Consider the following 15,287-nt stretch of genomic DNA (forward strand, 5'->3'; position numbering starts at 1 on the left):
GGTGAGCAATTTTTACTGCATCAGGGCACGGATGTTTCAGGTTTATCACTCCAACTCGATATTGGTCCTTAAGGATCTCTTAGTTGAATTAATTCGACGCGACCCGATCGCGGATCCCTTTATCTCTGAGCAAATTCTGGTGCAAAGCCCAGGTATGGCGCAGTGGCTCAAGCTCGAGTTAGCACAGGCATCTGGGATCGCTGCATCCATCGATTTTCCTCTGCCGGCATCGTTTTTGTGGAAAAGCTTTTCCAACGTTTTAGATGATGTGCCAGAGCGCTCTGCCTTTACTAAGGAAGCCATGGCTTGGAAGTTGATGTTGGTGTTACCCGATCTGCTGACTCAACCTGAATTCCACCCGTTACAAACCTATTTGGCTGATGATGAAGAGGATTATCGCCTCTATCAGTTGTGCAATAAAATTGCTGATATCTTCGACCAATATTTGGTGTATCGTCCCGATTGGATCGCTGATTGGGAACAAGGCGGAAATCTAGCCGCTGCCCGTCATAGCTGGCAGCCAGTCCTATGGCGAGCATTGACCGATTACACCCTGTCCTTAGAGCAATCTCATTGGCATAGGGCCAATATGTTTGGCGATTTTGTAAAACTGCTTCGTCAACGCTCTAACCTGAAACAGTTACCGCCACGCCTGTTTGTCTTTGGTATATCAGCGCTACCGCAAAATTATATCCAAGCGCTACAAGCCTTAGGTGAGCAAGTTGATGTGCATCTTATGATTATGAACCCTTGTCGCTACTATTGGGGTGATATTCTAGATGCGGCTCAGATCGCGCGAGTTAACCGTCGCTGGTTTGGCAAACCCGAGCTAGAGATGAGCGAGTATGCACAAGGAAACCCGCTTTTGGCGTCTATGGGTAAGTTGGGGCGTGATTATATCTACCAACTGCAAGATAACGCGGTTGAAGAGATCGATGCTTTTGCTGAACCGGAAAGGCACTGTTTGCTGAACAGCATTCAGCAGGACATTTTGGATTTAGATAATCCGACCTCATTCCCTGAAGATCCAAGTCATAGCGAAACAAAACATAGCGTTGATGAGAGCGATCGCTCAATAGTGCTGCATAGCTGCCATAGCCCGCTGCGTGAAGTTGAGGTTTTACACGATCAGCTGTTAGCCAAATTTGAGGAAGATCCCGAGCTAAAACCCCGCGATATTATTGTGATGATGCCGGATGTGGCAGCTTACGCACCTTATATCGAGGCGGTTTTCTCCAATGCACCTTCTGAGCGCTACATACCATTTTCTATATCGGATCGCAGCAATCGTCAGGAAAATCCTCTGTTACTTAGCTTTGAGAAAGTGCTCAAGTTAAATAGCAGCCGCTTTACCGTATCTGATGTTTTAGAGTTACTGGAAGTACCTGCGATCTTGCGTCGATTTGGTTTGGATGATGATAGCTTCCTACGTCTTCGTTATTGGGTTGATCAAGTAAATATTCGTTGGGGACTGGATGCTGAACAACGCAGTGTCTGGGAACTGCCGCTGTTTGAGCAAAACAGTTGGCGCTTTGGCTTGCGCCGTATGCTCGCAGGTTATGCATTAGGCGAACAAACGGCTTATTGGCAAGAGGTAGCGCCATACACAGAAGTGGAGGGGCTCGAAGCTGAGCTACTCGGCAAGCTCGCTGATTTTATTGATCTGTTGGAAGAGGCGAAAACCTACTTCAGCCAGTCGCTCTGTTTAGATGAATGGGTTGCGGTGATTAACCAATTGTTGGAAGCGTTTTATCTTGCCGATGAGCAAGATGAGATCGCTTTGAACTCAATTCGTCAGACGCTACAAAATCTGCAAGAACAGCTATCAGATGCTGAATTTAATCAGCCGTTATCCTCTTTAGTAATTACCGATTATCTGTTGAACGGGATGAACCAACAGCGCTCATCCCAACGCTTTATGATTGGTGCGGTTAACTTCTGTACCTTGATGCCGATGCGTTCGATCCCTTTTAAAGTGGTTTGCTTGCTTGGCATGAATGATGGCGCGTACCCGCGGAGTATTCCTCCGGTAGGTTTTGATTTGATGACCGACTATCCGCGCAGAGGCGATCGTTCCCGTAGAGACGATGACCGTTATCTCTTCTTGGAAGCGATGCTATCAGCCCAAGAGCAGCTCTATATCAGTTTTGTTGGGCGTTCTATTCGCGATAATAATCCTAAAATACCTTCTGTCTTGGTCAGTGAATTACTCGATTACATTGAACAGGGTTATACCTATGCTGCTGATGCCAGCCTGCCATATACCGATAGTGGTCAAAAACTGAGGCAGTCGTTGATCCAGCAGCACCCGTTAGTTGCTTTTAGCCCGCACTACTTTGCTGAGCACTCGCAGTTGTTTAGTTATGCCGCTCAATGGTTACCCGCTGCTGGGGCTGATACTAAACCTCTACTGAAATTTATTAATCAGCCGTTGGAAAACGAAACGCTAGCCGAATTAGAACTCTCCGATCTGATTCGCTTTTTGAAGAGCCCGTGTCGCAGTTTCTTCAATCAGCGGTTGAAAGTGTATTTCAGTCAGAGCGAGATCGAAGCACAAGACGAAGAGCCGTTCGCGCTGGATAATCTGGAATCTTATCTCATTAAGCAGCGTTATCTAGATACGGCGTTGGCAGAGCAGTCGCTGGATCAACTGGATCAAACGGTATTAGCTGAGGGTATTCTTCCGGTTGCTCAGGCGGGTGAGTTAACACTGCAAAAAATACGTCATGACTGCGAAGAGCTTGCAGAGAAGATTCGACCTCTATGTGAAGGCACCCCTGAGCGAGTTGAAGTAAATTTGGATCTGGATGGTGTACGTTTACAAGGCTGGATTGACCATTGCTATCCAGATCATTTGTTGCGCTATAGACCGGCGCAAGTCAATGCGCGGGATCGCTTATCTACCTGGGTCGAGCATCTTGTTCTGTGTGTACTGGGCGCGCGCAAAAACACGATCTACCGCGGTTTGTCCGGTAAGGCGTTCTATCGCCAAGTTGAATCTACAGAAGCGCGTCGTTTGTTAACCGAGCTGGTGGAGTTTTATCAGCAGGGGATGACGATGCCACAAGCGTTTGATGCTTCATTGGCCCATGATTATTTTGTGCAACGAGCTAAAGATCCCGATAAGGCTTTGCAAAGCTTAGAAAAACGTTTCTACGGAGACAGTTTTAGCATCGGGGTTTTAGACGATCCTTATGCGCGTCGGGCATTCCCCGATTTTAATCAATACACCGAACAGTTTGTTCCTTTGGCGGAAGCCGTGTACGAGCCGCTACTAGCCTATGTAGAGGAGGGCAAAGATGACTAGTGTACTTCCGCTAGAGCCGTTTACTTTTCCTCTGAAAGGACAGCAGCTCATAGAAGCCAGTGCTGGTACCGGTAAGACCTACACGATCACAGCCTTGTATCTGCGTTTGTTGTTAGGCCAAGGGGATATCAGTGATAAGCCGTTAGGACCTGATCAGATCTTAGTTGTGACCTTTACCGAGGCTGCGACAGAGGAGCTTCGAGACCGTATCCGCAGTCGAATAGTCGATGCGCGAAATGCTTTTCTGTTACCAGATGTCAGTGATCCGTTTTTAGATCAGCTAAAGCAAGATACAGCGGATCATGAACAGGCGATCAAACTGCTAGAACAAGCGATTCGGCAGATGGATGAAGCGGCGATTTTTACCATCCATGGTTTCTGTCAGCGGATGCTTAAACAACATGCGTTTGAAAGCGGTTCGTTATTTGAGAGTGAACTGACCCAAGACGATCAGAGCCTGATTCGAAGTGCTGCGATCGATTTCTGGCGCAATACCATCTATCCATTATCAGGACCGCTTAGTAGTTTGGTGATGCAGTATTGGTCGAACCCCGAATCACTGATGATGGAAATACGTGGTTTATTGAGCCGCAGTGTTCGGGTAACACCGGATTTATCGGATCAAGATCTAGCCGAGGCTTATGAGGCAAGGTTAGACGCGCTGAATGAGTTCAAGCAAGCATGGCTACAGAATGAAGATGATCTGGTTGCGCTGGTTCAAAGCTCAGGGGTAAACAAGCGCAGTTATACCAAAGCAAATCTCCCTAAATGGATTGCCCAGATCGATGATTATGCGGCATCAGAACAACTGGAGCCAAATAAGAAGCTAGTTACAACACTGCAGAAATTCACCTCTTCAGTGTTGCAAGAGAAAACGCCAGAAGGTGCTGAATATCCGCAGCATCATCTGTTTGAGCAGTTAGAAACCCTGTTAGAGGGAGCGGTTCCGGTTAAAGAGATACTGTTGAGTCGTGCATTGAAAGAGGTTCGACTCCGTTTAGCCCGAGCTAAAAAGCAGTATCAGGTGCAAACCTTTGATGACTTGCTGATCGACCTGCATCAAGCGTTATACAGCAATAGTGGTGAAAGCTTAGCCGGTGCTATTTGTGATCAGTTTCCGGTCGCAATGATTGATGAGTTCCAAGATACAGACCCACTGCAGTACGGTATTTTTTCAACGCTATACAAAGATGTAAATCGACATGCTTTAATCATGATTGGTGACCCGAAACAGGCGATCTATGCCTTTCGTGGTGCCGACATCTTTACTTATATTCAGGCTCGTCGCCAAGTACCGCAGACATTTACCTTAGAGACTAATTGGCGTTCGACCACGCCGATGGTTGAAGGGGTAAATCATCTTTTCCAATCTGCGGACTCTGCTTTTATCTACGATGAAGATATTCCATTTATCCCTGTTAAAGCAGCGGATAAAGGTGTTAAACGCTTAAAAATTCAAAACGTCGAGCCTCCCGCTTTAACCTTATGGCATCAAGAAAGTGATGAGCCGCTAAATAATGCGCAATACTTAGCGACTTATGCTCAAGCTACGGCTTCAGAAATAGACCGCTTATTGTCTGGTGATACGCTGATCGGAGATCGCAAATTACAAGGCTCGGATATTGCTGTGCTGGTTCGAGATCGTTTTGAAGCAGAAGAGATTCGCAGGGCTTTAGCTGTCTATGAGCACCCTTGTGTTTACTTGAGTAACAAAGATTCCGTTTTTAAATCTAAAGAAGCGATCGAACTCTCTTTGCTGTTAACGGCAATTGAAAATCCGATAAATGATCGGGCGCTGAAAGCTGCATTGGCAACAGAATTTATGCAGCTCGATATGCATGATCTCGATCGACTGAATCACGATGAATTAGGTTGGGAGAAGGTGATCACTGAGTTTAGTGATTATCGTGATATATGGCTGCGCTTAGGCGTGTTGCCTATGTTAAGTCGACTGATTCATCAGCGTAATCTAGCTGCAATGACGCTTGAACAGGTATCCGGTGAGCGTCGTTTAACAAACATGCTGCACCTGGCAGAACTACTGCAACAAGCGAGCGCTGAAAGAGAGGGCATAGCTGGATTGATTCGTTGGTTTAACGAACAGATTTCACAGCCTTCTGGTGGTGGTGACGAGCAGATTTTACGCTTAGAAAGTGAGCGAAATCTGGTCACTATTGTGACCGTGCATAAATCGAAGGGGTTGGAATATCCAGTGGTATTCTTGCCTTTTGCTTGCCGTTTTAAAGAGCAGAAAAGTGCTTTTTATCATGATGAATCAGGCGAAGCCGTTTTAGATCTTAAAGCTGAACCGGAAGCGCTGGAAGAAGCGGATAAAGAACGTCTGGCTGAGGAGCTACGACTACTCTATGTGGCTCTAACCCGAGCGGTTTATAGCTGCTATATCGGTATCAGTCATATCAAGATCGGTAATAGTAAGAAGTCCCGATTGATTGATAGCGCCTTGGGATATCTTCTCCTGCAATCGGGGGTTGAGTTGGATGAAGCCTTACAAACTCTCGAGCAGCACGCTGCTATCCAAGTCTTAGCGCCGCCAAATTATGGCTCTCAGAAAGATCTATTTGCGGTTGAGGAAGAGAAAGCGGCGCAGCTAGAAGCACGTAATTTTGAGCGTAAAATCGATCGCGATTGGCGTGTCAGTAGTTATTCCGCACTGAGTAAACATCAGGCTAGTCATATACCTGAACTTCCAGGGTTGGATCTGGAAGTGGCTGCAGAAGGGCAGGAACAGGTCGAAGAGGTTATTCCTGACGAAGACAATATCTTTACCTTTCCTAGAGGCGCCAATGCCGGCACCTTCCTGCATAGCGTCTTTGAAGAGATCAGCTTCGCGCGATATCAGCAGGTCATGCAGGAATCGGATGAGTACCGCAATCAACTTCAAGATCAGCTACAGGTAGCAGGCTACGAAGAGCGTTGGCAGCTTGTGATCGAAAAGCTGATAGTAGATGTCCTCGCAACGGATCTTAATGGGCAAGGGCTGCGCTTAAACCAGATCAACGACGAAGACCGGCTGGTGGAGATGGAGTTTATGCTCAGTGCAGAACACATCACGGTAGGGCGATTAGAGTCGTTGATTCGTCGCTACGATCCTCTAGCGGCTAAGGCTAAACCGCTCGCTTTTGAGCCTTTAAGAGGCCTTTTAAAAGGCTTTATTGATCTGCTCTTCCGTGATGGCGAGAAGTACTATGTCTTGGATTACAAATCTAACCACCTAGGTTATGAGGCTTCCTGTTACACCCAAGAGGCGATACAAGAATCGATGATTGATCATCGCTACGATCTGCAATATCTGCTCTATACCCTCGCGGTGCATCGATTACTGAAGCAACGTATACCTGATTACGATTATGAACGGCATTTTGGCGGCGTTTATTACTTGTTCCTCCGTGGGATGGACGGTGAAAGCTCCAATGGGGTGTTCCATGATAAACCGGATATCGAATTGATTGAGAAGTTGGATCTAATGTTTGCCGGGGAGGTTGTTGATGTCTAATGCATACCTACCCCAGCTGAAACAGTGGTCGCAAGAAGCGATCATTCGTTCTGTCGATTATCAACTTGCAGCGTTCGTTGCTGAACAAAAGCCTGATGATTCAGCATTACCGCTACTTGCCGCTTTGGTTAGCTTTGAGTTGGCCTCGGGTAACGTGTGTCTGCCTTTAGAGAGGTTGATCTCACCAAAAGGCTATTGGTCTGAAGAGATAGTGGCTTTAGTCGAGTCTATCGATTGGAAGGCACTAAAACCTGACGCTCGTCTGTTGATGGTGGGGACTAATGGATCGCTAGAAAGTGCGCTACTGGTTTTAGATCAGGGGCGTTTCTATCTTCATCGATACTGGCAATATGAGATCCAAGTCGCCCAACAGTTAAGTAAACGTACTGTGCCTGTTGATGTGGATCTACCTTTGTTGGGCAATCATCTTGCACAACTTTTCCCAAAACAAGACGAAGAGATCGACTGGCAGAAGGTAGCGGCAGCGGTCGCGATTCAGAAGCGTTTCTCGGTAATCAGCGGTGGTCCGGGTACAGGTAAAACCACAACGGTTATTAAACTGTTGGTTCTGTATATTCAGCAAATGCAGGCTAGGGGCGTAGATATCAATATCCGCTTGGCTGCCCCTACGGGTAAGGCCGCAGCGCGCCTAGCTGAATCGATTAACTCAGCAAAACAGAAACTAGCATTACCTGCCGAACTTGCTGATCTGGTGCCTTCGGAAGCCAGCACACTTCATCGTTTATTGGGTGTTATTCCGAATCAGATAGGTTTTCGTTACCACGGGGATAACCCGTTGCACTTAGACCTGTTGGTGTTGGATGAAGCATCGATGGTTGATCTGCCTATGATGGCGCGTCTATTGGATGCGCTGCCTGATCACGCACGACTAATATTGCTTGGGGATAGAGACCAGCTAGCGTCGGTAGAAGCGGGGAATGTTTTAGGCGATATCTGTAGTTGGCCGGGAGAATTGGATTACAGTGCTAATCAACAACAGGTATTAACTCAGTTAGGTGCATTTCCGCAGGCCGAATCGTCCGGTTCAGTTCAATCTTTTTCAGATTGTTTGGCGCTTCTACGTAAAAGCTATCGCTTTGATGATAAAAGTGGCATCGGCTATATGGCGAAAGCGGTTAATTCGGGCACTGTTGAGCATGTTAAGCGGGTGATGGCTAAGGGTTTTGAAGATCTCAATAATCATTACCTGACTCGTGACAGTTACGAAGAGATGATCAATCTGGTTGTTTCTTTTTACAGTGAACTGTTTAGTCATGTTAATCCTGACGCTTCACCCAAACACTTATTAGATCGTTTAGGTGAATTTCAGCTGCTGTGCGCGCGGCGTGAAGGTGTTTATGGGGTAGCTGGTCTGAATGAGCGTATTCAGCAAGAGCTTCGCAGCAGGGGCTATATTAAAGGCTCTGATACCTGGTTTGCTGGTCGACCGATTATGATCACCCGCAACGATCCTGCACTGAAATTGTTTAATGGTGATATCGGGATTGTACTTGCCGATGATAGCGGAAAGCTAAAAGTGTGGTTTGAATTGGATGGCGAGCTACGTAGTGTGCTTCCAAGTCGCTTGCCTGAGCATCAAACTGTGTTTGCGATGACTGTACATAAAAGCCAAGGCTCTGAGTTTGATACGGTCGCGTTTATTTTACCGCCGGACGACAGTCCTTTGCTGACGCGAGAGCTTTTGTATACGGGGATTACCCGAGCACGTAAAACCTTGCACTTATATGCGACTAAGGCGGCCTTATTTGCTTCTACAGAGCGGAAAACGGAAAGATCGGGTGGTTTAGCTGTGAGGTTATGGGGCGGTAGATAAAAATAAAGCCTGATCAGGTGATGTACCCAAGTCAGGCTCTTATCTATATCACAGCGGTAATGGATTAACGGCGACGACGCGCTGGATGCTGTGGGTGTTGCTCATTCTCAATACGAATAGGTTGTACACGTGGCGTACTGTTTCCTAAGGAATACAAGAAAACTACGCCTGCTGCGATGGCAACCAATGTAGCAAATGTCATCATAACTCACTCCTAACTGGTGAAAGACCAGTACAACTGTCTAGCAGTATAACTCAATAAACAGGCTTATCATTATTTAGCGGCTAATATGCAAAAAATCTTAGCCGTTGTCCTAATACCTAAACAGTTATATGGGCATCAGGGAGTAATTTAAACCCCCTGTGCGTTTAAATAAGCTTCCAGCTCAGTGAAACCACCAATATGTTCTTGGCCGCAGAATACTTGAGGCACGGTAGTCACTGGTTTGCCCACTGTTTGCTCAAGATCTGCTTTGCTTATGCCTTCCTGGTGGATATCGATATAACGGTAATCAAGCTGTTTGATTTCACAAATTTGTTTTGCACGGGAACAAAAACCACAACCTTCACGACCAAAAATAGTAATACGTTTCATCTGTCTTCCTCCGTTTAAGTGATGTGTTAATTGAAACAGAGGCAGCTGATTGATCCCAATTAGATATGTTTATCTAATCGATTGGTTCTTTTTATGGAACATCTTAAAGCGAGCTATACGAGCGAAGGTATGGTTTTTTGTAGGACATTAAGATCATTAATATGTGTTGTGAATACTATTTTGCGCCGCACAAATTTGGCTGAAAAAGGCGTGATTTCGGGGGATGGAAGGTTTGTCCCCAATCTTTGTGGATAACCTTGTAAACAACTCCTATCGAACTTCGTTAAAGGTCGATAAAACCTTGCGATTAACGGTTTGATTAAAAAGTATACAGTAGTTTATGCATTTGATTTAAAAGGGTTTTTATGGGTTTTTCTATGGGGAAAGTTGTTTTTGAGTGGCCAATCAGCTATTGCGTTTAAAGTTACAGGGCTGTAATTAATGTCAAGATAAAACTTCATTTTTGTTGTGCTTATATTGGGTTTATAGCTAATTTTTTGATATCTTCGCTTATGGTATGTAAATGCTTTTCAAAGGATGTTGGGAAGCTTTGTTATTGTAAGGGTTCAAACTTTAGTTGGATCCAAGAAAGACAAGGAAGGTCTTAGTGTTTTTAAAATCAAACGAAGAACGTTTTTTCTTTGAAGCGCATGGCGCGGGTGATGAATTTCACCTCGTCAGAATGTCAGGAAAAGAAACTTTATCTCAAAGCTTTCGTTTTGAAGTGGAAGTGGTTTCTAAATACCCTGACATCGAGCTAACACCGACGTTAGGTCAAACCGGTTTAATTACCCTGCATGATCAGACTAATGCCGGAGAGCCTTATACCCGTTACATTCACGGTATCGTCACCGAAGCAGAGCTAGAAGAAACTAACCTACGCCAATCGACCTATCATTTTGTAGTAGAGCCTAAAACCGAACTGCTTAACCTCCGATCAGGCTGTCGAATCTTTCAGCAACAATCTACCCAAGAGATTGTAACCACGCTACTCGAAGAGGCTGGTTTCTCTAGCGATGAGTTTGAATTTAAGCTGCAAGAGCCTCATTCGGCGCGTGAATACTGTGTTCAGTACAATGAAACTGAACTTCATTTTATCCAGCGTCTATTGGAAGAAGAGGGTATTCACTACCACTTTGAGCATGAAGAATCTCTGCATCGCATTATCTTTAGCGATAGCTCGGCGTCTCATCTACCTATTCCAAATGAAGCGGTAATCCCTTATTTCCATGATGCTCAAGGTGCATTACGGGAACAGCATATCTTTCGCTTTGATTACACTGAGGAGGTCGTGTCAGGCAGAAGCCAGATTAGAGACTACGATTTCACACGGCCAAAGTTGAAGCTGGAATCCTACAAGCAAGCAGAATTGGATGAGATGTTGGAGGTTTATACCTATCCGGGACGATTCCAAACGACTGATATTGGCGATCAGTATGCCCAAGTGCTTTTGCAATCCATTAATGCAGAAAGAAAGATAGCGGTTGCTGAGAGTGATGTTAATCGTCTAATTCCAGGTTTCAGTTTCACCTTAGATGAGCACGAAAGAGATGAGCTTAATGCTGAGTATTATATTACTCAGATAGAGCATAAATGCGCGCAACCTCAAGTGTTAGAGCAAGGTGCGACGACAGAAGGCTCTTCCTACAGCAATAGAATTAAGGCGATTCCATTTGATGTACCTTACCGTGCACCTATCACCACGGCTGTACCCATTGTTCACGGCTGCCAAACCGCGATTGTGTGTGGCCCTGAAGGTGAAGAGATCTATACCGATCAGCACGGTCAGATCAAAGTACAGTTTCACTGGGATCGCATCGGTCAACGAGACGAGCACAGCTCCTGCTGGATGCGAGTGAGCCAGCTATTTGCCGGTAATCAACGTGGCAGTATGTTTATTCCCCGTATTGGCGAAGAGGTACTGATCGATTTCCTAGAAGGTAATCCCGACCGTCCTATAGTGACTGGCCGTTTGTATCACGGTTTAAACCGTTCACCTTATCCGCTGCCCGATAACAAAACCAAGAGCACGATTAAAACCAACTCCACCAAGGGCGGAGATGGTTTTAATGAGATCCGTATCGAAGACAAAAAGGGTGAAGAGCAGATCTTTACCCATGCAGAAAAAGATATGGAGCAAGTAACCCGAAACGATCATAAAGAGTGGGTAGGTAACGAACACCACAAAATCGTTGAGAGTAACGAATATCGCCATATCAAAGGTGATGAACATGTCAAAACTCAACAACGGTATAGCCGACGCGTAAATGGCGATATGCACCTGATCATAGGTCAGGACCACCAACTTAAAGTCGCCAAGAATCAATATACCGATGCGGGTGAAGAGCTGCATTTCACTACGGGCGTAAAACACGCCCTAGAAGCGGGGGTAGAGATCTCGTTCAAAGCGGGTGGCAGCTTAGTTACGATAAATCCCGGCGGTGTAACTTTTAAAGGCCCACAAGTCACCCTAAATATGGGGGGCGGGGGTAGTGGTAAACGTTCCACCCCAAAACCACCACAACCATTAAATAAACCAACGCTTACAGCCACGATCGCGCCTGTGCATCAACCGGGTGTTACGGAGCTTTTGGAATCAGAACAAGATCTATCTAAGGTGCATATTCGCCTTTCTCCTGTTCCAGGTGGACTAGGTTATCCAGAAGAGCCCTATAAGCTTTATAGGGATGGGGCTTTAATTCAGGAGGGGCTTACTGATAAACGCGGGTTTATTACGGTTGAACACATCCCTGGCACAGGTAAATACGAAGTTGAATGGGTAAATGGCCATCGTTTTGCTTTAAACGTACAAGAAAAAACCAGTGAAGGCTTGCAAGGTGAATTAGAGAAAATTCAACGGCAAGGATATCGCAAAGAAGCAGAACCAGGTGATGCTCCCGTGAGTCCTCAAGGCTCTGCGGAAGAACATCAAATTGCACTGGCTCAAGCACATCAGGGCAAAGAGGTAACAGGGGTTCTCAAGGAGGAGAGTGATGTCTAGTAACTGCGATAATCTTACAGAGCAAGCCCTTTGTTTGGATGCTCCAATAAATACAACGACAGCAAAGTGGCAATTACTACCTGAGAAGGATAAAAATGTAATTTATGAGGCGCGTTACGGCGTCGAAATTACTCCGCTTATCAATGGCAAAGAAGCCTTTACAGCATTAGAACAAGCTATTTTAAAAGCTACTGACTCTGTAGATATTATTTGTTGGGGTTTTGATCCTTCATTAAGGCTTTCTGGTCCTAATGGAAAATATCGTTTCGGGGAGCTGCTGGAGAAGAAAGCGGAAGAGGGAGTAGAGGTAAGGGTGCTGATTTGGTACTCCCATACAGCAGACTGGTTTATAGGCTTTAAAGATGAAAGTCTCCCTGATTATGATCGATTGTCAGGCAATTACGATAATGGGGTGGGTAAGTATCTTCGTCAGATCGACCATAACTTTAGAGAGGAAAGTGTCGTCTCTAAACACGAAGCCAAACTAGAAAATGCGTTTAAGCGTTACCAAGAAGCTGCAAAAAAATGGCGAGATTCACCAAATGATCAAACAAAAGCCTTGATGGAGGATAAGCATCAAGCATTCGAAACTTTGTACAACCAAGCTTACACCGAACACGACGGTACTCCTTATTTACAATGGGAAGATCGAATATATAACGAGGCTTGGTATCGAAAGTATGCTAATAGCTGGTTGAGAAACAGCAAGCTTTGGTTTACTACACGAGCTATAAAGAACTTTTCTTCTGTGATGGATATGACGGAAGGGTCGGAGGATTCGTTCGAGGGTTTTTTCCAAAAACAACTTGGAAAGTATTTTGCCACCCATCATCAAAAAATGGTTTTGATTGACTATTTAAAACCTAAAGTAGCGCTAGGTTTTGTGATGGGCCATAACATGCAAAAGAATTATTTTGATGATGACAAACATCATTTTGAGCCCAAGAATCGTTATAAAGGTTTTAGACCTTGGCAGGATATTTCTACACGTGTTCGAGGTCCTGTGTTAGTTGATTTGAATCATAATTTCTCTAGAGCGTGGGATAAAGAAATCCCTTGGGATAAATGGGCGAACAAAGGTAGCAATATTGGTTCATCTCGAGACAACATAACCAAAGAGGCTTTTATTTCAAATAACTGGGAGCCAAAGCAGTTAGACAGTCGCTCGACATTTAAGTGCAACATGGCGCAAATTATTCGTACCGAATATGTCGACCAAGACAAATCTATTTTACGCTCCTATGAAAACTCGTTGAATAATGTGACGGATTATGTCTATTCCGAAAATCAATATTTCCGTTATAAACCCTTTGCCGATCAGCTGATCGAGTTAGCAGCTAAGCGTAAAGCCAAAGGCGCAAAAGACCTTTATTGGTTTGTGGTGACAAATAAACCCAACTCAGACGGTGAGGGCGTCAACACCTACAAGATGTTTAAGGCGCTGGGGCATCATGAACGTCTACCCAGGCTGCAATTAAATGAGCTGAAAACTATTAAAGAAATGGAAGATGAAATTCGATGGTTTCAGCAAGAACAGAATGCATTCTTTTCCGGCACACCGTCATATGAGAATTATGAAAGAGCGATTAAAATAACTGAATCTGCATTGACAGAATTGAAAGAAAAGCATCCAGAAACGGCTAAACTTCGTGAGAAAGAAAGAGAAAAGGAGGTTGTTGACGAACTAGATGTTGATAATCCACAGCAAGCATTTGAACTTCAAAATAACGATGGCCTAAATGTCCATATCGCAACGCTTGAATCCTGTACTAGAAATCAGCCGAAAGGTTATCCAACCCTCTATACCCCAATCTATGTTCACAGTAAGCTTTTATTGGTAGATGATGTCTATTTCCTTCTGGGGTCCTGTAATATAAATAAACGCAGTATGGAACTAGACACTGAGTTGGCAATCGCAACGCCAACGCCAGCTTTAGCAAAACATGCTCGGAATCACCTTTGGGGGGAGCATGCAAACAAGGTTGAGACAAGTTCTAGAAGGAACTATAGAGTTTGGCAAGAATTGATGGATACAAATTGGGCAAAACGGTATAGAGGGGAGCCTATAATGGGTTTTTTAGTGCATTTTTATGATCCGGATTGCGAGGTTGCCGCACCTAATGATTAGTACACGGATAGTTAAATACTTTTTAGTGTTAATTTTAGTCAGCGCTTGTTCTGACTCTAGCCAAGGAAAGCCCAAAAAAATGAGCCAGTTACCCCCTCCAGAGAATCAACCTGAATTTACCTGTGTGAAAGAGGTCGATAATTTACCACCCTTAGAGCCAGAGCTTGAAACTCGCTATCAAGAAATTAGATCACAAGAGAAACAGAACAAAGAAAGTGATTGGGAAAACCTGAATAATCAGTATCAGTATTTAGCTGAGCAGGGTCACTGGAAAGCCGCTTCTCGCTTAGCTTATCGCCATATCAAAGGTATAGGCGGGCCGCGGAGTTACTCAAAGGCATTTAAGTGGTATCAGCATTTGGCCGATCAAAATATCCCCCAAGGCTACTACAATCTTGCCGCAATGGCTGAAAAAGGCTTAGGTGTTGATCAAGACAAAGAGAAAGCTTGGGCCTACCTTCACCGTGCAGCACAAACGGGCAGCCCTCATGCTCAATATCGTTTAGGCGAGATCTACCTTTATCCCAGAAATGATGATCGTATGGGGGAACTATATCATCGTTGTGCACTCTCTCAAGGCCATGCAAAGTCTGCGCGCGCGCTAGGGGTATTGGCAGATGTTCAGAGAAACTACCCTAAAATGCTCTATTTTACGCAGGTTGCAGCAAGTATGGGTATTGAAGGAAGTATGTTGAAAGTTTTACAGGTGTTTAGGGATGGAGATTATGGCTATATAAAAGATGAAAAGCTTGCCCATAAATATGATCACTTTCTTACTATGTTGGAAAATGATGAATCTCTAGCATTCCCAGATCTTGCTAAGCAATGCCCGTTACCATCACATCCTACGATGGGCCTTTATAACCCAGAAACTGATCAGAATGAGATGCCTGAATGAGGCTGGTTTT

The 15,287-nt window shown here is 44.9% G+C and carries 8 protein-coding genes; 6 read left to right on the forward strand and 2 right to left on the reverse strand.

Annotated elements, in window-relative coordinates; translation table 11 throughout:
* The first annotated feature begins 31 nt into the window (after positions 1–31).
* From recC to recD, 3 genes are read left to right on the forward strand one after another with little or no spacing between them, the layout of a single operon-like run.
* Entirely contained in the window at positions 32–3,307 is a 3,276-nt protein-coding gene (gene recC / locus ACMXYS_RS05585) for an exodeoxyribonuclease V subunit gamma (RefSeq protein WP_415897876.1), read from the forward strand.
* On the forward strand, positions 3,300–6,821 hold the full coding sequence (gene recB, locus ACMXYS_RS05590) for an exodeoxyribonuclease V subunit beta (RefSeq protein ID WP_415897877.1): 3,522 nt from the start codon (positions 3,300–3,302) through the stop codon (positions 6,819–6,821). Before recC ends, recB begins: the two co-directional genes overlap by 8 nt.
* Complete coding sequence (recD, locus tag ACMXYS_RS05595; RefSeq protein WP_415897878.1) at positions 6,814–8,655, forward strand: exodeoxyribonuclease V subunit alpha; 1,842 nt, start codon at positions 6,814–6,816, stop codon at positions 8,653–8,655. The genes recB and recD overlap by 8 nt, the downstream gene beginning before the upstream one ends.
* 64 nt (positions 8,656–8,719) lie before the next feature.
* Here recD and ACMXYS_RS05600 read toward each other — a convergent pair whose 3' ends face one another.
* Complete coding sequence (locus ACMXYS_RS05600; protein WP_415881707.1) at positions 8,720–8,860, reverse strand: hypothetical protein; 141 nt, start codon at positions 8,858–8,860, stop codon at positions 8,720–8,722.
* Positions 8,861–9,007: 147 nt separating this feature from the next.
* A complete protein-coding gene (locus ACMXYS_RS05605; protein ID WP_415881706.1) occupies positions 9,008–9,250 on the reverse strand; it encodes a GrxA family glutaredoxin in 243 nt (80 codons plus the stop codon).
* Positions 9,251–9,857: 607 nt separating this feature from the next.
* On the opposite strand from ACMXYS_RS05605, the gene ACMXYS_RS05610 reads away from it, so the two are divergent.
* The 3 genes from ACMXYS_RS05610 to ACMXYS_RS05620 all read left to right on the forward strand — a co-directional run bounded on the left by ACMXYS_RS05610 (position 9,858) and on the right by ACMXYS_RS05620 (position 15,277).
* A complete protein-coding gene (locus ACMXYS_RS05610; RefSeq protein WP_415897879.1) occupies positions 9,858–12,251 on the forward strand; it encodes a type VI secretion system Vgr family protein in 2,394 nt (797 codons plus the stop codon).
* The gene (locus ACMXYS_RS05615; RefSeq protein ID WP_415897880.1) at positions 12,244–14,379 is read left to right on the forward strand and encodes a phospholipase D-like domain-containing protein; all 2,136 of its coding nucleotides are present in this window, start codon (positions 12,244–12,246) and stop codon (positions 14,377–14,379) included. The genes ACMXYS_RS05610 and ACMXYS_RS05615 overlap by 8 nt, the downstream gene beginning before the upstream one ends.
* 79 nt (positions 14,380–14,458) lie before the next feature.
* On the forward strand, positions 14,459–15,277 hold the full coding sequence (locus tag ACMXYS_RS05620) for a tetratricopeptide repeat protein (protein WP_415897881.1): 819 nt from the start codon (positions 14,459–14,461) through the stop codon (positions 15,275–15,277).
* Positions 15,278–15,287 lie beyond the last annotated feature (10 nt).

It is taken from the genome of Neptuniibacter sp. QD57_21 (assembly GCF_047778075.1).
In the GTDB taxonomy this organism is placed as follows: domain Bacteria; phylum Pseudomonadota; class Gammaproteobacteria; order Pseudomonadales; family Balneatricaceae; genus Neptuniibacter.